Origin of the sequence: Bradyrhizobium sp. 192 (assembly GCF_023100965.1) — a bacterium.
Lineage (GTDB): Bacteria > Pseudomonadota > Alphaproteobacteria > Rhizobiales > Xanthobacteraceae > Bradyrhizobium > Bradyrhizobium symbiodeficiens.
The window spans coordinates 5264131-5282580 of the sequence record NZ_CP064690.1; the positions used below are offsets into that span (position 1 = coordinate 5264131).

Consider the following 18450-nt stretch of genomic DNA (forward strand, 5'->3'; position numbering starts at 1 on the left):
TGTGGAATCGCAGGAAATGTCGCGATAATGAGCCGCAAGCGCTGATGAGGGGTAATCAATGCCGCATCACTCGGCGCAATGCCGGGCGTCATGAGGCCGAATAGCAAGCCGCACGCTGAACCTCAATCGCCCGCAGACGCAGCGTCGAGGACCGCTTCGAGAAAGATTTCGACGTCCACGCCCGGCAGAGAGGCCATCGTGTTCTTCAGGCGGCCGTCGAGCAACAACATGGCCAACCCATGCACGAGGGCCCAAGACGCAGTTGCTTTCGCGGCCACTTGTAAAGGCTTCATCGGCCTGTCCTCGGCCATGGAAATGACCGCCATTCGTAACGACTGGCGCGACTCGTCAATTGCCGCCAACAGCGATGGCCTTTTCATATCCAGCCGTTCGCTGTGGAACATGAGCAAGAACAGCTTCGGGTGAGCTCGCGCGAATACGACATATGCCGATCCCATCGCTCTCAAGCGGTCACCGGCGTTGCCAGATGTCGAGTTGACAGCCTCCGCAAGTGCTGCAGCAAATTTTGTGTAGCCGACGGCGGCGAGCTCAGTTAGCAGCCCAGTAAGGTCCCCGAAATGGTTCTTCGGCGCGGTATGCGAAACGCCGACGGTCCGTGCCACTTCGCGCAGCGTCACGGCCTGTAGCCCATCACGCTCAAGAATCTTTTCCGCAGCTAAAAGGACCGCCGATTTGAGATCGCCGTGATGATAGGTGGAACGGCTAACGCGTTTGACCATGCCAATATTTACACTGGAAATATTTCAATTGACAAGCTCCAATGACGGGCCTAGGGATATTTCCACTGTAAATATTGAGCCAGTAGCGTGGAAACGGGGTTCTCGTCGATTGCCCTGGCTCGGCTGTAATGACGTTCAATCGCCAGATCGAGAGTGCCCGTGTAGGCGCTCCATCCATTGCTAAAAGGTGAAGTGTCATGCTGGCTGAATTTATCAAGGCAACGATCACCTTCGTGATGTCGAATTACTCGTTGAGCTTCTTTGTGCTCGGACTGATCGTCTCTCTTATTGCGATTGCGCGAGCAGAGCATCCGATTGACCGGCCTCTTGTCGTCGAAAAACTGCTTGCTTGGTACGTGTTCTTCAGCATCGGTGTCGACAATCTCTATAATTTCGTCATGCACGTCTTCTTCGGCAAGCTGTCCGCCGCTTTCATCGGCTGGGCCGATAGCCCGTTCCAGTTCGAGGTCGGAACCGCAAGCTTGGGCTTCGCGGCAGTTGGATTGCTCGCGGCGTTCCGGAGTTATGATCTTCGCCTCGCCGCCGTGCTCGGCCCCAGCATGTTCACGCTGGGGGCGGCGGTCGGTCATCTCTATCAGATGGTAACCGCGCACAACTTTGCGCCGGGCAACGCCGGGATCATCTTCTGGACTGATATCTTCATTCCGCTGTTTGGATTTGCGCTGCTGCGGTTGAGCTGTCCAAACGCGAGCCCGAGAGCGACGCTGGCCACCGCCTGAGCGAACCCGGAGAGCCCTTGAAGAATAGGAACGACGATGGTCGACGGCATCACGCGGCGACACTTCCACCATTTCCTGGCGGCCGGCGCGGCGACAGCGGCTCTGGCGCCGGGGATAAAGCCGGCAATGGCGCTGGAGACGGCGAACATCATCTGGACCTTCGATAATCCGCATCTCACCGGCAACTTCGCTCCAATCGGTCCTGAGATCGATGCGACCGACCTGCCGGTGATCGCAGGCCGGATCCCGCCCGACCTGAGCGGCGCTTACATGCGGAACGGCCCCAACCCGCTCTATAAGCCCAATGCCTTCACCTATCCCATGGACGGCGATGGTATGGTTCACGCGGTCTATTTCGATAACGGCCGGGCACGCTACCGCAATCGTTTCGTGCAGACGCCCAGCTTAGCGGCCGAGCGTCGGGCGGGGCGCGCCATCTACGGCAGCTTCGCGCATCCGATGCAGATTGATCCGAAACTGCTGCATCCCGGCGATCCTCAGGGGCCGTTCAAGAATGGCGCCTTCATCAACATCATTCAGCATGGCGGTCATCTGCTTGCGCTTAATGAGTCGACGACGGGTTTCGAAATTACCCGGGATCTCGACACCATCGGTGAGTGGAAGGCGGGAACTGACAAACCGCTCAGGCTTGGCGCGCACAATCGCCGTCATCCAAAAACCGGCGCGCTGTTCGCGATCAACTATTCGCACGCAGAACCCACCGTTCAGATCCACCAAATCGACGCGTCGGGTACTTTGGTCAACAGCTTTCCGGTCGCGCTCGCTGCGCCGACCATGATCCACGATTTCGTGCTGACCGAACGCTATATTGTGCTGCTGGTCTGTCCGGCCGTGTTCGACAGCGCAGCTGCACAGCAAGGACAATCGTTCCTGCAATGGCGGCCGGCCATGGGTACGCGCATCGGCCTGATCGCGCTCGACGGCAGCACGACCCGATGGCTCGACGCCGATCCGTTCTTCGTCTTCCATTTCGCCAACGCCTTCGAGCGCGGCGGCAACATCTTCATCGACTACGTGAAGCATGAAAGCCTCGCCCTCGGCTACGCCCAGCAGACCCAGAAATCGCCGACGCTGCACCGGATGATGATCGACCTTGCTACCGGCAAGGTCGGCGATGCTCAGGTGGCAGGCATGGTCACCGAATTCCCGCGCGTCAACGATGCGCTCGATTCGCTGCCGACGCGCTTCGTCTACCTGCCGACGCTGACGGACACATTGCTGCTGTCCAAGCCGCCCTCGGCTACCTTCAATACCATGATGAAGGTGAACGCCGAGACCGGCGATGTCGTCCGCCACGACTTTGGTAACAAGATCGCAGGCGAAGCCGTCTTCATTCCGCGCGGCACGAATGGCGAAGACGACGGCTATCTCGCAGTTTATGCCTTCGATCAGGAGCAACAGACCAGCGATCTCGTGTTGCTCGACGCGGCGCGTGTCGACGCCGACCCGGTTGCAGTGATCCGGCTGCCCCAACGTGTACCACAAGGCCTGCACGGAAACTGGATTCCGAAGAATTAAGGCCTGTTCTGGCTGCAAACTAAGCCGATACGATATTCGGGCCAATATGATATGAATGAACTGAAGGATGACAAATGACACCTGCTCAGGAGAATACAGCGAAGTCCTGCTTGCTCGGTGCTGAAAACAATACCATGACGTTTCCTGAAATCGTTCAGGCGCTTACTCGCGAAGGCTTTGAGAGCTACACGATCGATTTTCGTCGAGGCCGCGCAATCTACTATCTTCCCGACGGTCAAAGCGTCGAATATCCCACTCGCTCTACGCTTTCGGTTGCCAAGGATTTCGACGCGGGCGCCATACAGGCGGCCATCCGAGAGGCTCAGCAATTGGTGGCTGGCTACACTTACGATGGATTCTGCGAGAAAGTAGCAAAGGCTGGCTGTTCAGGGTACGTCGTGTCATTCGCGGGTAGGCGGGCGGTCTATATGGGACGGACGGCGGAAACGCACCTCGAACACTTTCCTTCCTGAGGTCCGCTCCAGATCGTTTTCGGCGGATTGTCGTTCAGCCCCTATCTCTATCGTGCTCGCAACCAGGTCGAGCGGTTCTTCAACACGATCAAACAATGTCGTCGGTGGCAACGCGCTACGATTGGCTCGCCGCCAACTACCTCGCATTCGTTCAACTCGCGTCAATCAGGCCATGGCTGCGCCTTAATGAGTCCGCGTCCTAGCACTACTTTGGCAGAATGTGTTTTCGCCGCTGTTTTTCAAGGATTTGCTTTCGGCAATGTGGGCACTGCTGGGGCGGCGGCCGAAGGATGAGATCGACGATGGCGTGACGTACGGCGGGCATAGTCGGTTGAGGCGGAGGCCCGTTGATTCTTTTTTTTTCGCCCCGCGTTTGCGAGGCGACGATGTTGCAGGAAGGCGTAGGCAATCATTGTCATAAGGGCGTGGCGATGAAGACCTTGCCATGATCGCCCTTCGAAGTGATCAAGTCCAAGTTCCTCCTTCAACTGTTGATGCGCCTGCTCACAAATCCACCGTGCCTTGATGGTGGCGGCCAGCGTGCGCAGATCCGTCGTCGCCGGAAGATTGGCGAGATAGTATTTCTTCTCCCCGGAGGCACGTTGCTCGCCAATGAGCCAGGCTTCGTCGCCTGGGAGATGCTGCTGACCTTTATCCCATATCCGCTGCGGAGGGCCGTCGGCGGTGCGGACACGGAGAGCAGCAAATCGGGCTTTGAGCCGACCTTTCGTCCCGCTGCGCCAACTCACGGTTTTCCATTTGGCGCTGGCCAGCATTTGTTCTGCCGCAATCGATAAGATATCGGGCACGTGGTGCTTTCGTGGTTTGCCACGGGCTTTGGTGATCGGCCAAATGAGCTTCACATCGACCGGATACACTTTCTGGTGCCGAGGGATACCGACCGCCCAGGCCAGCCCGCGCTCTGTTAGCCCTTGTCGAAACGGCGCGCTGAGGCCGTATCCTGCATCCGCCAGCACACATCCAAAGCGTATGTTGGCTGCCATCGCGCGGTCAATCTCGGCCAAAGCGATCTCCGGCTTGGACCGCGGCGTTCGGTGTTCGACTGGCACGCGAGCGCGCTTCAAGCGAGGCATGTCGCTTGTCCAGCTGTCAGGCAGAAAGAGACGTAACGCGACCATCACGGGCACTTCCCCGCGCGCAAGCGTTAAAGACACCAGCGTTTGGCAATTTGCAGTTTTACCGAGAGCCGACGCGTATTGAGCCGCAACACCGACCGATCGCTCACCCTTTTTCGGCAGTGAGGTGTCATCAATAACCAGCACCGCATCCCTGCCGCCGACAAGTCGGTCCGCCTGGTTGAGCAGCTCTGTCTCTAGCGGCGTCGCGTTCCAGACGCCGTCCGCAATGAAATGGTGCAACTGGTCGTAGTTGCTCGTGGCAAGGCGTTCCGCCATCGGCTGAACGCTCTTGCGATCGCCAGGACCGATCAATCCCGCAACATATAGAGGACACATCCGCTGTCGGGTCTTATGACCCAGCCGGTCCAAGAACGGCATCAGCCAGCGTTCGAGTTCGTCTTCCCATCCCGGCATGGTCAGCCCTCCAAGAGCCGACCACCCATGAATCATTGAACAATTGATTCGGGAATCCTATAAATCGCGGCAAAATCAACAATCTGCCAAAGTAGTGCTAGCGCCCGAAGACCTCACGCCTGCGGCGGCGACTGGCGCTTCAGATGCAGATAGACCGGGTTGAAATCGCCGAGCCGCTGCAGCTCGCGCCATTTCAGGACGATGAGCTCCCCGTCGCGCAGATCCATCGCGCCGCTCCGCCTGAGGTCGGCAAGCGTCCGGTTCACCGTCGCGATCGCCATGCCCAGCGTCTCGCCGAGCTGCGCGAGGCTGATCGGCACGCGGAAGCGATTGCCGCGGACGAGCTGCGAGGTGCGGGCGCGATAGAACAGCTCGCAGAACAGATGCGCCATACGCGCCTGCATCGGCCGGGCGCTGTTGTTGGTGATGGCCTCGCGAAAGATCGCGGCATCGCGCAGCGTCTCGCGCCAGACGGAGTGCGCGAATGTGGGGCGGCGCCGGAAAGCCCTGAACAATTCGCGATGCGGGATGAAGGCCACCGTGGCCGGTCCCAGCGCGCTCAATCCGTGATCCATCTGGTCGATGAACAGAGCCTGGGAGTCCGGCAGGTCGCCGGTCAGGTGGAAGGACAGGTATTGCCGCCCCCCGGTGCCGAGCAGATGGTAGCGCGCGACCATGCCTGAAACGACGAGCGCCGAGTGTTCCGGCTCATCGCCCTGACGGATGAAATCCTCATTCGGCTCGAAATCGCGCAGCGTGAAGGTGAGCCCGCGGATCTCGGCAAGATCCTCCGGCTCAAGCGCGGTGTGCTCGGAAAGGTTCCGGATCAGCACGTCGTGAGCTTTGTCCATGGCACCACCAAAAATCGCGCCGACGCTATCAAATGATATGTCGACCCCGGGTTCAGCGCACTAGAACGCGCAACGGAGGCACAGGTTGCTAACCGGCTGACGGCCTGACCGGGTCGCGTTCAACCTGTCGTCCCTACGAACCGAGTCCCGGAATGAGCCCCGCAACGATTTTGGACCGCATCCGCGATCTGTTCGCATCCGATCCGGGCGCGCACCTCGGCTGCATCAGCGATGCCTTCGAGAAGGGCACGCTGACGGAGCCGGCCCGGCCGATGTCCGATCAGGAGCTCGCCCGCGCCATCCGCGAGTTCCGCTCTGCGCCGGTCTCCGATTGGAGCCTTGCAAAGCTCTCGCGGCGCTTCGTCGAAGCATCAACGCCGCGAGACGACTGAAATACACCGCGAGTTTCATGCCGCATCCGAAGTTCATAGCGCGTCTCCAGACCGTCGACGGCCTGTCCGAGGACGAACTTCGGCAGATCGCGGGCCTGCCCTCCACGCTGCGTCAGGTCGCGGACGGCGAGATCGTGCTGCGCCAGGGCGAGGCCGCCTCGCGCAGCGTCTTCGTCGTCAGCGGCTTCCTCTACCAGGCCCGCATCGTCGGCGACCGCAGCCAGATCCTGGCGTTCCACGTTCCCGGCGACATGCCCTGCCTGCACACGCTGCTGGTCTCGCCGATGGATGCGGACCTCGTCGGCCTCGGCCCGACCATCGTGGGCTACGTCGGGCACAGCCAGCTCCGCCAATTGCTCGACGGCTCCCTCCATTTGACCCGCGCTCTCTGGCGCGAGACCCTGATCGATGCGGCTATCTCGCGACAATGGATCGCCCGCCTCGGCGCGCAGACGGCGCTGCCGAAGGTCGCGCACCTCATCTGCGAGCTCGCAGCGCGGCTGGATATCGTCGGCCTTCTCAAGGACGCCTGCTTCCAGATGCCGATGACGCAGCGCCACGTCGCCGATGCCTGCGGCCTGTCGATCGTGCACGTCAACCGCACCATCCAGGAACTGCGGCATCGCCGATTGATCGCATGGGAGGGCAGCGAGATCGAGCTGCTGCAGCCTGAGGAGTTGCGCAGGCTCGCCGATTTCACCCCAGACTATCTGGCCTGAGCGCGACATGCGCTCGCCCGGCCGCCGGGTCATTCGCCTCGATGGGGCGCGCTTATGCCATGCAGATCGCAAACAGAACTGACGGCGGCTCGAAGAGGCGTCGGGCAAAACACCTGGTCAAGCCCTCGCGTCAAAAATATTCCACTTTCCCGAATTTCGGATTTGTGGCATAGAGGTGCCATCCCGGCCCTTCCAAAGGGGCGCTTCGCGATCGTCACGAGATGCGGGCCGGGGTGCGGTGGACGCGGCAGCGCCGGCGCGGATGCGTGATGACAGGGCGGGCAACCGTGAGTCCTCAGGCGACGCGATACGACACGGCGCGGTCATAGCGGTCTTGTCGAGACCTGAGGGCGAGCACACGCAAGCCTTCGGGGATTTCGACGGGGCCGTCCGCGGACGGAGAAGTCGTGTGGTCCTGACGCCCGGGGTTCTGGCGTCAAGGCTTGCGGTGATGCGGCGGCCCGACCGGGCACGTGCATCAGCCATCCGCAAGGCGACGGGGGCAATAGTGCATCGCTCCCCGAGGAGAGCACGAAGGACACCGTTAAAACCAGCCGCGCAGGGAAGGCCGGGCGACCGGCAACACCTGTGGTCCACCCCGTGTGCATTTCTGTTGCGCACGGATCTCGGGTGCCGCCGGCGCCCGGCCTTCCCTGCGCCCTTTGGTCTTTCGAAGAGCGCGAAACGACAGCAAGCCTCGGGCGAAACGAGCCGCGAGAACGAGAAGGCATGTCTGCAAGTAGCGGAGCCCGTCGCATGCGTTGAATGTTGCGAACCCCATCATGGAGCGGCGAAGAACCAGATCGTGATCGCTTTCGCGCAACCATCCCACGATGGCTGGTTCCCGACCGGCACATTCAGGACACATCGAGCGGGGTTTCCTACCTACCATATTGACGTGCCTCAAGCCGATCCTGGTCTGCGTCGGCATCATCGTCATTTCAGATCAACATCGGAGGAACAGCCATGCGACGTCCAACTCTTGCTGCAGCGCTGTTGCTTGCAGCGCTGACCTATCCCGCGTTGGCTCAGACGGCATCTGATCACGAGGGCGGCCATCACCCGGGATCGGATCAGGCACCGGCGCCCGCGCAAACGACGCCGCCCGCAAGCCCGTCCGGCGAGCGACAAGGCATGATGGGTGGTGGAGGCATGATGAGTGGAGGCATGATGGGTCCCGCCATGAAGGGGCGCGGCACGATGGGTGCGGACGCGATGGGGCCTCCGATCATGTTCCGCATGGTGTTTGCGCTGATGGACGCCGACGGCGACGGAGCCCTCTCGTCGGCGGAGTTTCAGGCAGCCCACGAGCGAATTTTCAAGGCCATGGACAGCAATAAGGATGGCAAGCTCACGCCGGAAGAAATGCAGGCGTTCATGCGAGCCGGAAAATAGGTCCTGCAGTTCGCCGAGCGAGCTATCCCCCAGGAGACCTCCGAGCGGCGTAGGACCCGAATCTGCGCTTCGCTTGTCCCGGACCCGACCGTGATCTACGCCGCCGCCCTCTGCCTTGCGACCAGCGCTTCGCCAAAGGCCTCGAACAGCTTGCGATTGATCGGATTGTGCTGCGGATCGTATTCGGCGTGCCATTGCACGCCGAGCGCGAAGGTCGGGGCCTCCGCGATCCGGATCGCCTCGATGGTGCCGTCCTCGGCGACGCCCTCGACCAGCACGCGCCTGCCGGGCTCGAGAATGCCCTGGCCGTGCAGCGAATTGACCCTGATCTTCTCGCAGCCGAGCAGCTTTGCGAACGCGCCGCCCGGCGTCAGCTCGACGTCGTGACGGTCGGCGAACACCACGGTCGGATCGGGGTGGATCTCGCCGTTCTCGAGCCGGGGCATGCGATGGTTCATGCGGCCGGGAATTTCGCGGATCTCCGGATGCAGCGAGCCGCCAAAGGCGACGTTCATCTCCTGGAGGCCGCGGCAGATCCCGAACAGCGGCACGCCGCGAGCGACGCAAGCGACCGAAAGCGCCAGCGCCACCTCGTCGCGGTGGATGTCGTAGGGCTCGTGCGCCTCACACGGATCGACGTTGAAACGGGTCGGGTGCACGTTGGCGCGGGCGCCGGTCAGCACGATGCCGTCGACCGTGTCGAGCAGCGCACCGATGTCGGTAATATCAGGCGCTCCCGCGAACATCATCGGCAGGCCGCCGGAAACCTCGGCCACGGCGCGCAAATTGCGCTCGCCGACCATCTGGACCTGAAATCGATTTTCGACGCGATGGGCATTCCCGATCACGCCGACGACCGGCTTTCTCATCTGTCGTTCCGTGCCTCTCCGTGAAGAAGATTCTCCGAACATGCCCCTCCGATGGCACAAATTCAACAGAAGGGATCGCGGGACGGCAATGCTATTTTCGCGCAAATGCCTCCCGGGCCTCACCCCCGGCGGGCAGGCCGGCGGCCTTCAATGCGGTTGCCGCCGGATCGCCCGGCGCGGCCAGCCAGGGCAGTTTCGCATCAATTCCGCGTGTCACCGGCTCCCCGAGCGCCCCACCGAAATCGATCGGCCAGAACCCGTTCGGCACGACCTCGACCGTGAGGCCGCGGATCGCATAGCCCTCGCCCAGAACCGCCGCCGCATTGTCGCTGGCGACAAGGCGCGCCGTCCCGGGATCCCTGGGGTCTCCGAAGCTCACGAGGACCGGCACGAGGTCTCCCTCCAACGGGACCACGCCGGTCTGCCGCTGGATATCGTTGAACGAGACGCGACTGCCCCGCGCGGCGCCGTAGGCACGCAGCGCGACATAGTTGATGTCGTCGAAGTCCAGCTTGGCGCCCTGCCGGTGCGCCAGCAAGGCCACCAGATTCCTGCCTTTGGCGCCGTCCTGGCCAAGGTCGACGAACACCGCCTCCCCGCGTGTCGTGGTGCGGCCGCCGCGGTTATAGTTGCGGTCGGGCACGACGGCCAGAATGCCGGACCCGGTCTTGATCCCGTCGGGCGTCGTCACCTCGACCGTCAGGCGAAATTTGTGGCCGGGCCGGTTGATCCGGATCTGGTCGCCGATCACGAGCACGGCCAGAAGCCCGAGCAGACCGGCCCATTTGCTGATGAAGCTCAAACCGCCCCCATTGTTCTTTCCTCATCGCTCTGCACGGTCGGCACGCCGGCGTCAAACCGGCGCGTCGACGCGGCCTTGCTCCGAAGCGCGTTTGTCGAGAGAGTACGGCGCGAATTGCGCTGAGAGGACCCGACGTGACCATGCCCAAAGATGAACGCTCCCGGACCCGCGGCGATCTCGCCTGGGCGATCTCGGTCGGGGGCATCGGCGTCGTGCTGTTCACCGCGCTGCTCGCCTTCACCTGGTATTTCGCCGCCACCGTGCTGCTGATCTTCACGGGCACGCTGCTCGGTCTCGGCCTCAACGCACTGACCGGCGCACTTGGCCGCAGGGTGCCCCTGCCGCATCCGGTACGGCTTGCGATCGTCTGCACCGCGCTCGCCCTGATACTCGTCGGCATCGCCTATCTCGGCGGCGCCACCATCGCCGAACAGGCGTCGCTGCTGAGCAAGACCATCAAGTCGCAGATCGGAAACGTGAAGTCCTTTCTGGACAGCCACGGCATCGACACCAGCTTCTTCGATTTCGGCAACGGCGCGACCGACTCCTCGGCCAATATTCCGTCGGAGGCGGCGCCCGCAGCGGCGGCGCCCTCGCGCGGTTCCTTGCCCAGTGCGGGCGCGCTGGCTTCCAGCGGCGGCGCGATCGTGAGCCAGACCTTCAAGCTGCTGCTCGGCACCATCCACGGCGTGGGCAACATCTTCATCGTGCTGTTCCTCGGCCTTGCCTTCGCCGCCCAGCCCGGCGTCTATCACGACGGCCTGCTGTATCTGGCGCCGGCGAGGCACCGCACCCGCGTCGCCCTGATCATCGATCGCATCAGCGAAACCCTGGAGCGCTGGCTGATCGCGCAGATCATCGTCATGCTCGCGGTCGGCGTGGTGACCTGGATCGGGCTTGCCGTCATCGGCATCCCCGGCTCGTTCATCCTGGGAATTCAGGCCGGCCTGCTCGCCTTCATCCCGACCCTCGGAGCCATCATCGCGGGCGTCGTCGTGGTGCTGGCGAGCCTCGCCTCGGGCTGGATCCCAGCGCTATCGGCCTTTCTGCTCTTCATGGGCGTGCACGCCATGGAGAGCTACGTGCTGACGCCGATCCTGCAGCGGCAGGCGCTGGACATCCCGCCGGCCACGCTGTTCGCGTTCCAGATCGTGCTCGGCGTCGTGTTCGGCATCTGGGGCCTGGCGCTGGCGCTGCCGCTGCTTGCCATCGGCAAGGTCATGATTGACCATTTCAAGACCTATGAGGCGCCGCCGCTGGCGCAGGCGACCTGAGCCAGCTCAGGTCGTCAGCACGGTCTCGGTGTGCTCGACCTCCGGGGGCGAGGCGAAATACTGGCCGACGAGGCCGCGCCATTCGGCAAAATTCTCCGAGCCGCGGAAATCGACGGTGTGGTTCTCCAGCGTCGCCCACTTCACCATCAGCCGGTAGCGCTGCGGCTTCTCGATGGATTTGTGCAGTTCGAAGCCGTGAAAGCCCTTGGAGCGGCCGAAAGCGGCCTTGGCCTTGGCGACAGCGGCCTCGAAGTCCTTCTCGCTGCCCGGCTTGACGTCGATTTGCGCGATCTCGGTGATCATCGGTTTCCACCCTTTTTGTTCGATGGGCGTGTCTAGCGCAGCGGGCGAAAAAGAAAAAGGCGCCGAAACGGCGCCCTGCTCGGCCCGGAAATGCAGACCTTTCAAACCAGCAGCAGAACGGTGCCCGCCACGATCAGGGCGCAACCGACGAACAATGCGAGCGGCCAGTAGCTGCGGCGGCCTTGCGTGTAACGCCCCTGCGCACGGCGCTCGGTGATCAGCGCGCTCTCGTACTCGTCCGCGGTCGAGAACAGGCAGGCGAACCCGCTGCGTGCCGAGGCCGCAGCGGCTTCGAGCGACATCAGGGCAGCTTGCGGGTTCTGTCGACGGATCGATTCCATGACCGCAATGGTAGGGATCGAATGGTAAACAGGGAATTACCGCGGCTGCTGCGCTGCGTCTCAGGCGGTGGCCGGCCGCGGCGTACTGATCCGCGCGGCGCTCTGGCGGCGCCAGTTCTCCAGCGACAGCGGCAGCTCCTCCGCCGCCTCGACGCGGTTACGGCCGCCGCGCTTAGCCTGATAGAGCGCGGTGTCGGCGGATGCCAGCAGCACTTCGAGCTCGGTGCCGGCAGGACCGCCGGCGACGCCGATGCTGACGGTGGTGTCGACCGGGCCTTCGTCGACCACGACGCCGGAGGTCTCGAACGCCTCGCGTACGCGCTCGGCGACCAGCACGCCCTCCTCCAGCGAACACGGCAGCAGTGCCGCGAATTCCTCGCCGCCGATCCGCCCCGACATGTCGGTGATGCGCAGATTGTTGACGACGACGGTGGAGAACAGCTTCAGCATCTCATCGCCGGCGGGGTGGCCGAAGCGGTCGTTGATCGACTTGAAATGGTCGATGTCGAAGATCATCACGGTGACGGGACGTCCGGCCTTGGCCTCGCGCTCGATCACGCGGCCGCAGGCTTCCGAGAAGCCGCGGCGGTTGAGCATGCCGGTCAGGGGATCGGTCGACGCGGCGGTGCGGTGCGCGGTCACCGTGCGCTCGGACACCAGCATGAAGATCACGAACACGGTGCCGACGGCGTAGAGGATGAGTTCGACCGCGAACACCTTGACCCAGATGCTCTGGGGGAAGCCGGCATCGTGCGGACGCAGGAAGCCGCCGATCAGAACCGGCAGCATCAACACGCAGCCGTGCATCACCGGCATCACGACGGCCGGCCAGCGTCGTTGCAGGCTCTTGCGCCGTTCGGTCCAGAGCTCGCTGGCGGTCAGAGCCGCGTAGACCGAGACGATGCCGGCGCCGACGATCATCCGCACCATGGATGCCTCGGGGTCGAGCAACGTGACGGCGCCGACCCAGGCGAGCGCACCGAGCACGAGGCCGGGCCAGTTCGGCTTGCGGCCGTGGAAGACGCGCGCCGCGTTCCACACCATGCCGCAGGCGACGAGGCCGACCGCGTTAAGCGCGAGGTAGAGATGCGGGCCCAGCCTGTCGCCGGCCGCGGTCCACAGCGCTACGGAGGCGGCACCGAGGAGATAGGCGGTGCCCCACCATTTCAGTGCAGGGCTGTTCTCCTGCCTGCCGAAGAAAACCATCATGGCGCCGAGCAATGCGGCGACCATGGTGGCGACCAAATAGAGCGTGATGCTATCGAGCGACATCATGTCGGCCCCCTTAAGCCATAGCAGTTACGCGATCGGTACATCCGATTTGCGCGCCCTTCCGAAGGCGACGCTAAATCTGGCGGGTTCCATTCAGGTTTTCGCGGGCGCCCAAGTTTTCTGGAAACACGCCATCAATTTGCAGACAAACGAACAACAAAAAGGGCGCTGAAATCAGCGCCCTTTTGCATCTCATTGAAGCCGCTTTCGCGGCGAATGTGATCGAAGCGATTAACGCTTCGAGAACTGGAAGGACCGGCGGGCCTTGGCCTTGCCGTACTTCTTGCGCTCGACCACGCGCGAGTCGCGGGTCAAGAAGCCGCCCTTCTTGAGCACGGTGCGCAGCTCCGGCTCGAAATAGGTGAGCGCCTTGGAGATGCCGTGACGGACCGCGCCGGCCTGGCCGGACAGGCCGCCGCCGGCAACCGTGCAGACCACATCGTACTGGCCGGAACGGGCGGCCACCGAGAACGGCTGCTCGATCATCATGCGCAGCACGGGACGGGCGAAATAGACCTCGACCTCGCGGGAGTTGACCGTGACCTTGCCGGCGCCCGGCTTGATCCAGACGCGAGCGACCGCGTCCTTGCGCTTGCCGGTGGCATAGGCGCGGTTGAACTTGTCGACCTTCTTCTCGTGCTTGGGCGCATCGGGCGCCGCCGCCGTCTTGAGCTGCGAGAGCTGGTCGAGCGACTGAATGGATTCGGCCATGTTATGCGGCCCTCGTGTTCTTGCGGTTCAACTTGGCGATATCGATCTTCTCGGGCGTCTGAGCCTCGTGCGGATGATCGGCGCCGCCATAGACGCGGAGGTTGCCCATCTGGACGCGACCGAGCGGACCACGCGGGATCATGCGCTCGACGGCCTTCTCCAGCACGCGCTCGGGGTGCTTGCCCTCGAGGATCTGGCGCGCGGTGCGCTCCTTGATGTGGCCGACATAGCCGGTGTGCTTGTAGTAGGTCTTCTGCTCGCGCTTGCGCCCGGTGAGGACCGCATGCTGCGCGTTGATGATGATGACGTTGTCGCCGCAATCAACGTGCGGGGTGTAGGTCGGGAGGTGCTTGCCGCGCAGGCGCATGGCAACGATGGTGGCGAGGCGGCCGACGACCAGACCCTTGGCGTCGATCAGCACCCACTTCTTCGTCACCTCAGCCGGCTTTGCCGAAAAGGTTTTCATGTCAGAGTTTCCGTGGACGGGGAGCATCGGCGCGAACACCGCACCGGACTAGGCGGTTTTCTAAAGAAGGGACGCGCAACGGTCAATGCCCAGCGACGTGAATTAGCGTCGTAATATCAATAGCTTGAAAATATGGTTCTATATTACCTGCGAAAAGTTCAAACAGTTGGAATGGAATAGGTGGAGGTGACATGGGCGATCGGATCGGGCGAGGTGCCGGACAACAGCTTCACCTCCCCGACCGCCAGCCGCTTGCCGAGCTTGAGCAGCCGCGCCTCCGCCAGCACATCCTGGCCGGGCTGGCCCTTGCGCAGGAAATTGATGTTGAGATTGGTGGTCACGGCGAGCCCGACCGGTCCGATCGCGGACAGCAGCACCACGTACATCGCGAAATCGGCCAGCGCCATCAGCGTCGGGCCGGATACGGTTCCGCCGGGACGCAGCATCTTCTCGCTGAAACGCTGCCGCAGGAGGCAGGTCTGGCCGTCCGCGCTTTCGATCATGATGTCGTCGCCGCTGAACGCCTGGGGAAATTCGACGCGAAGGAACTGCTCGACATCCGCCACGCTCATTTTCGCTAACGCCATGCTGTTCCCCACCCTCGCTTCACTTGTCCTGTTACATTAAGTTATCTGCGTCATTCAAATGCAATAATCCAACGGAAACGCTTCGATGTCCGCCCAGGCCGCCCGCGCCCCCTCCCCGCAACCGCCGATCCTGCTGCGCGAGACCAAAGGCTCCATCGCGGTCCTGACGCTGAACCGGCCCGCTGCGCGCAACAGCCTGTCGGCAGCGATGATCGCCAGCCTGCATGCCGAACTCAATGATATCGGCGGCGACAAGGCCGTCCGCGGCGTCGTGATCGCGGCCAACGGCCCGGCTTTCTCCGCCGGCCACGACATGAAGGAACTCACCGCGCGCCGCACCGATCCCGACCGCGGCCGCGCCTTTTTCGCCGAGATGATGACCGCCTGCAGCGCAATGATGCAGGCGATCGTACACCTGCCCAAGCCCGTGGTGGCTGCCGTCCAGGGCATCGCGACCGCGGCCGGCTGCCAGTTCGTGGCAAGCTGCGATCTCGCCATCGCCTCGGAGGACGCCAAGTTCGCCACGCCGGGCGTCGACATCGGCCTGTTCTGCTCAACGCCGATGGTGGCGCTGTCGCGCAACGTCCCGCGCAAGCAGGCCATGGAGATGCTGCTGACGGGCGAGCCTGTCACGGCCGACCGCGCGCGCGAGATCGGGCTCGTCAACCGCGTGGTGCCCGCCGGCACAGAACTCGGCGCTGCGATCGAGCTCGCGCAGCAGGTCGCGCTGAAATCCGCCTACACCGTCAAGCTCGGCAAGGAGGCATTTTATCGCCAGGCCGAGATGAGCCTTGAGGAGGCCTATCGTTATGCCGCAGAGGTGATGACCGAGAACATGATGGCGCGCGACGCCGAGGAAGGCATCGGCGCCTTCATCGAAAAGCGTGCGCCGACATGGCGGGATGAGTGACAACAAGAAAAGACGACAAATGAACCACGACGCCTATCCCGACAATTACATCCGCGCCATCCTCAACTCCGTGAAGTCGATCGCGATGGTCGGCGCCTCGCCGGTCAACGTGCGGCCGAGCTATTTCGCCTTCAAATATCTGGCACAGCGCGGTTACGACATGATCCCGGTCAATCCCGGCCATGTCGGCAAGGAGCTGCTCGGAAAGCCCTTCGTCGCCTCGCTCGCCGACATCGACCGTCCCATCGACATGATCGACATCTTTCGCAATTCCAGTCACATCCTGCCCGTGGTCGAGGAGGCGCTTACCCTCGACCCGCTGCCGAAGGTGATCTGGATGCAGCTCGGCGCGCGTGACGAGGTGGCGGCAGCGAAAGCCGAGTCGGTCGGTATCAAGGTGGTGATGAACCGCTGTCCCAAGATCGAATATGGCCGCCTGTCGTCCGAGATCTCCTGGATGGGCGTGAATTCGCGCACGCTCAGTTCCAAGCGCGCGCCGGCACCGACGCAAGGCATGCGGCTATCCCTCAATCGGATGAGCGTCGGCGGCGGCGACACCGCGGCCTCCGACCGCGCCGCAAAGAACAAGAGCGAGCAAAGCTGACGCATCGCGAAGGATTCCTTTCGCGATCGCGACAATGCGTAGCAAGATCATTCCCAAATGATCCTGATGTGACGCGGCGCCTTGACGGCGGGCGCGGCGCCGATCAGCATGCCGCGCGATTTCAGGTCACAAGAACAGGACGCCCTCAATGAGCGATCGCCTTCCGGGATTTTCAACCCTCGCCGTGCACGCCGGTGCACAGCCCGACCCCACCACCGGCGCGCGCGCGACTCCGATTTATCAAACGACCTCGTTCGTGTTCAACGACGCCGACCACGCCGCCTCGCTGTTCGGCCTGCAGGCATTCGGCAACATCTATACCCGCATCGGCAATCCCACCAATGCGGTGCTGGAAGAGCGCGTCGCAGCCCTCGAAGGCGGCACGGCGGCGCTGGCGGTGGCCTCGGGCCATGCCGCGCAGGTCGTGGTGCTGCAGCAATTGATGCAGCCCGGCGACGAGTTCATCGCGGCACGAAAGCTCTATGGCGGCTCGATCAACCAGTTCACGCATGCGTTCAAGAGCTTCGGCTGGAACGTGGTGTGGGCCGATCCCGATGACATCTCGAGCTTCGAGCGCGCGGTGACGCCGCGCACCAAGGCCATCTTCATCGAGTCCATCGCCAATCCCGCCGGCAGCATCACCGACATCGAGGCGATCTCGACGGTGACGCGCAAGGCGGGCGTGCCGCTGATCGTCGACAACACGCTGGCCTCACCCTACCTCATTCGTCCGATCGACCATGGCGCCGACATCGTGGTGCACTCGCTGACGAAGTTCCTCGGCGGCCACGGCAATTCGCTCGGCGGCATCATCGTCGATGCCGGCACCTTCGACTGGTCGACCGGGGGCAAATATCCGATGCTGTCGGAGCCGCGGCCGGAATATCACGGCATCCGCCTGCAGGAGACCTTCGGCAATTTCGCCTTCGCGATCGCCTGCCGCGTGCTGGGCCTGCGCGACCTCGGCCCCGCGCTGTCGCCTTTCAACGCCTTCATGATCCTGACCGGCATCGAGACCTTGCCGCTGCGCATGCAGAAGCAATGCGACAACGCCAAGGCGGTCGCTGAATTCCTCGCCGGCCATCCGGCGGTGGCCTCGGTCAGCTATGCGGGCCTTGCGAGCGACAAGTACAACCAGCTCGCGCGCAAATACGCGCCGAAGGGCGCGGGCGCCGTGTTCACCTTCAGCCTGAAGGGCGGATACGACGCCGGGGTCAATTTGGTATCGAAGCTGCAGCTGTTCTCGCACCTGGCCAATGTCGGCGACACCCGCTCGCTGGTGATCCATCCGGCCTCGACCACGCACAGCCAGCTCGACGACGCCGCCAAGATCAAGTCCGGCGCCGGCCCCGACGTGGTGCGGCTCTCGATCGGCATCGAGGACAAGGAAGACCTGATCGCGGATCTGGAACAGGCGCTGGGGGCGTAGCTGTTGTCATCCGGGGCGGCAAGCAAAGTCGCCCCGGACGGCGCCGCCAGTTAACAGTCATTAACCATATCTGCCGCATACATCGTCCTTGGATCGCCCTTTGATTCGGAGCCGATGATGCTGCGCTGGATGGTGCCTGCCCTTGCGGTCATGTTGACGGTCTCAGCTGCCGTTGCCGCCGATCTGCCGGCCACGCCGAAGCGGCGCGCCGCTGCTCCGCCACAGGAGCCGCCGCAGGTCTATGTCGATACCGATCCGGATGCGCTGATCTCGCCGGCCTATGGCATCGGCAGCTACATCCGCAACTTGCCGGGCACGCCGCTGCTGCCGGGCTCCCACACGCTGCCCGGCTATTACGGCCGGCCCTGGGACTACGACTATCAGGGCTCGTATTACGGCGGGAAGCAGGTCGACTACTTCTGGCGGCTGCCCTACTCGTGCGGCATCTCCGGGTATTGCTGATCAGACGGGCTGATGGTG

General features: G+C 63.1%; 22 protein-coding genes and 1 pseudogene. 12 read left to right on the plus strand and 11 right to left on the minus strand.

Translation table 11 applies throughout. From position 1 onward, the window contains the following. Positions 1 to 122: 122 nt before the first annotated feature. On the minus strand, positions 123 to 740 hold the full coding sequence (locus IVB24_RS24335; protein WP_166469575.1) for a TetR/AcrR family transcriptional regulator: 618 nt from the start codon (positions 738 to 740) through the stop codon (positions 123 to 125). Positions 741 to 1003: 263 nt separating this feature from the next. On the opposite strand from IVB24_RS24335, the gene IVB24_RS24340 reads away from it, so the two are divergent. The 4 genes and pseudogenes from IVB24_RS24340 to IVB24_RS24355 form a co-directional block, all read left to right on the plus strand. After that, complete coding sequence (locus tag IVB24_RS24340) at positions 1004 to 1480, plus strand: DUF6790 family protein (protein ID WP_346771337.1); 477 nt, start codon at positions 1004 to 1006, stop codon at positions 1478 to 1480. A gap of 36 nt (positions 1481 to 1516) precedes the next feature. After that, positions 1517 to 3019, plus strand: coding sequence for a carotenoid oxygenase family protein (locus IVB24_RS24345; RefSeq protein ID WP_094974513.1), 1503 nt, complete (start codon positions 1517 to 1519; stop codon positions 3017 to 3019). Between the two features lie 74 nt (positions 3020 to 3093). Beyond that, the gene (locus IVB24_RS24350) at positions 3094 to 3492 is read left to right on the plus strand and encodes a DUF1398 family protein (RefSeq protein WP_094974514.1); all 399 of its coding nucleotides are present in this window, start codon (positions 3094 to 3096) and stop codon (positions 3490 to 3492) included. 27 nt (positions 3493 to 3519) lie between these two features. Beyond that, a pseudogene (locus IVB24_RS24355) lies at positions 3520 to 3695 on the plus strand (transposase); the annotation flags it as partial. Between the two features lie 36 nt (positions 3696 to 3731). On the opposite strand, the gene IVB24_RS24360 reads toward IVB24_RS24355, so the two are convergent. Next, the gene (locus tag IVB24_RS24360) at positions 3732 to 5081 is read right to left on the minus strand and encodes an IS701 family transposase (RefSeq protein WP_247363696.1); all 1350 of its coding nucleotides are present in this window, start codon (positions 5079 to 5081) and stop codon (positions 3732 to 3734) included. Positions 5082 to 5158: 77 nt separating this feature from the next. After that, the gene (locus IVB24_RS24365) at positions 5159 to 5896 is read right to left on the minus strand and encodes a Crp/Fnr family transcriptional regulator (protein ID WP_140479198.1); all 738 of its coding nucleotides are present in this window, start codon (positions 5894 to 5896) and stop codon (positions 5159 to 5161) included. A gap of 152 nt (positions 5897 to 6048) precedes the next feature. Here IVB24_RS24365 and IVB24_RS24370 point away from each other — a divergent pair, with 152 nt between their 5' ends. The 3 genes from IVB24_RS24370 to IVB24_RS24380 all read left to right on the plus strand — a co-directional run bounded on the left by IVB24_RS24370 (position 6049) and on the right by IVB24_RS24380 (position 8402). After that, on the plus strand, positions 6049 to 6288 hold the full coding sequence (locus IVB24_RS24370; RefSeq protein ID WP_247769308.1) for a hypothetical protein: 240 nt from the start codon (positions 6049 to 6051) through the stop codon (positions 6286 to 6288). A gap of 17 nt (positions 6289 to 6305) precedes the next feature. After that, positions 6306 to 7007, plus strand: a complete 702-nt coding sequence (locus IVB24_RS24375; RefSeq protein ID WP_247769309.1) for a Crp/Fnr family transcriptional regulator — start codon at positions 6306 to 6308, stop codon at positions 7005 to 7007. 966 nt (positions 7008 to 7973) lie between these two features. After that, positions 7974 to 8402: an EF-hand domain-containing protein gene (locus IVB24_RS24380; RefSeq protein ID WP_162308584.1), complete on the plus strand. Its 429-nt coding sequence runs from the start codon at positions 7974 to 7976 to the stop codon at positions 8400 to 8402. A gap of 95 nt (positions 8403 to 8497) precedes the next feature. Here IVB24_RS24380 and IVB24_RS24385 read toward each other — a convergent pair whose 3' ends face one another. Both IVB24_RS24385 and IVB24_RS24390 read right to left on the minus strand, forming a co-directional pair. Further along, positions 8498 to 9271 (minus strand): gamma-glutamyl-gamma-aminobutyrate hydrolase family protein, encoded by a 774-nt coding sequence (locus IVB24_RS24385; RefSeq protein WP_162308585.1) that lies wholly within the window; start codon positions 9269 to 9271, stop codon positions 8498 to 8500. A 91-nt stretch (positions 9272 to 9362) separates the two neighbouring features. Then, complete coding sequence (locus IVB24_RS24390) at positions 9363 to 10073, minus strand: hypothetical protein (RefSeq protein WP_247769310.1); 711 nt, start codon at positions 10071 to 10073, stop codon at positions 9363 to 9365. 134 nt (positions 10074 to 10207) lie between these two features. Here IVB24_RS24390 and IVB24_RS24395 point away from each other — a divergent pair, with 134 nt between their 5' ends. Then, positions 10208 to 11347 (plus strand): AI-2E family transporter, encoded by a 1140-nt coding sequence (locus IVB24_RS24395; protein WP_247769311.1) that lies wholly within the window; start codon positions 10208 to 10210, stop codon positions 11345 to 11347. A 6-nt stretch (positions 11348 to 11353) separates the two neighbouring features. Here IVB24_RS24395 and IVB24_RS24400 read toward each other — a convergent pair whose 3' ends face one another. The 6 genes from IVB24_RS24400 to IVB24_RS24425 form a co-directional block, all read right to left on the minus strand. Beyond that, on the minus strand, positions 11354 to 11650 hold the full coding sequence (locus IVB24_RS24400) for an antibiotic biosynthesis monooxygenase family protein (RefSeq protein ID WP_094977636.1): 297 nt from the start codon (positions 11648 to 11650) through the stop codon (positions 11354 to 11356). Between the two features lie 101 nt (positions 11651 to 11751). Then, on the minus strand, positions 11752 to 11991 hold the full coding sequence (locus IVB24_RS24405; protein ID WP_140479992.1) for a hypothetical protein: 240 nt from the start codon (positions 11989 to 11991) through the stop codon (positions 11752 to 11754). A 60-nt stretch (positions 11992 to 12051) separates the two neighbouring features. Continuing rightward, positions 12052 to 13266, minus strand: a complete 1215-nt coding sequence (locus tag IVB24_RS24410) for a GGDEF domain-containing protein (RefSeq protein ID WP_247769312.1) — start codon at positions 13264 to 13266, stop codon at positions 12052 to 12054. 228 nt (positions 13267 to 13494) lie between these two features. Continuing rightward, complete coding sequence (gene rpsI, locus IVB24_RS24415; protein ID WP_008137962.1) at positions 13495 to 13974, minus strand: 30S ribosomal protein S9; 480 nt, start codon at positions 13972 to 13974, stop codon at positions 13495 to 13497. 1 nt (position 13975) lies between these two features. Continuing rightward, positions 13976 to 14440, minus strand: a complete 465-nt coding sequence (gene rplM / locus IVB24_RS24420) for a 50S ribosomal protein L13 (protein WP_091965253.1) — start codon at positions 14438 to 14440, stop codon at positions 13976 to 13978. A gap of 158 nt (positions 14441 to 14598) precedes the next feature. Then, the gene (locus IVB24_RS24425) at positions 14599 to 15027 is read right to left on the minus strand and encodes a PaaI family thioesterase (RefSeq protein ID WP_140479993.1); all 429 of its coding nucleotides are present in this window, start codon (positions 15025 to 15027) and stop codon (positions 14599 to 14601) included. A gap of 85 nt (positions 15028 to 15112) precedes the next feature. On the opposite strand from IVB24_RS24425, the gene IVB24_RS24430 reads away from it, so the two are divergent. The 4 genes from IVB24_RS24430 to IVB24_RS24445 all read left to right on the plus strand — a co-directional run bounded on the left by IVB24_RS24430 (position 15113) and on the right by IVB24_RS24445 (position 18432). Next, positions 15113 to 15937 (plus strand): enoyl-CoA hydratase, encoded by an 825-nt coding sequence (locus tag IVB24_RS24430; protein ID WP_247769313.1) that lies wholly within the window; start codon positions 15113 to 15115, stop codon positions 15935 to 15937. 19 nt (positions 15938 to 15956) lie between these two features. Continuing rightward, on the plus strand, positions 15957 to 16541 hold the full coding sequence (locus tag IVB24_RS24435) for a CoA-binding protein (protein ID WP_094977631.1): 585 nt from the start codon (positions 15957 to 15959) through the stop codon (positions 16539 to 16541). Positions 16542 to 16689: 148 nt separating this feature from the next. Further along, a complete protein-coding gene (locus IVB24_RS24440; RefSeq protein WP_247769314.1) occupies positions 16690 to 17970 on the plus strand; it encodes an O-acetylhomoserine aminocarboxypropyltransferase in 1281 nt (426 codons plus the stop codon). A gap of 117 nt (positions 17971 to 18087) precedes the next feature. Further along, positions 18088 to 18432 (plus strand): hypothetical protein, encoded by a 345-nt coding sequence (locus IVB24_RS24445; protein WP_247774163.1) that lies wholly within the window; start codon positions 18088 to 18090, stop codon positions 18430 to 18432. Positions 18433 to 18450: the final 18 nt, after the last annotated feature.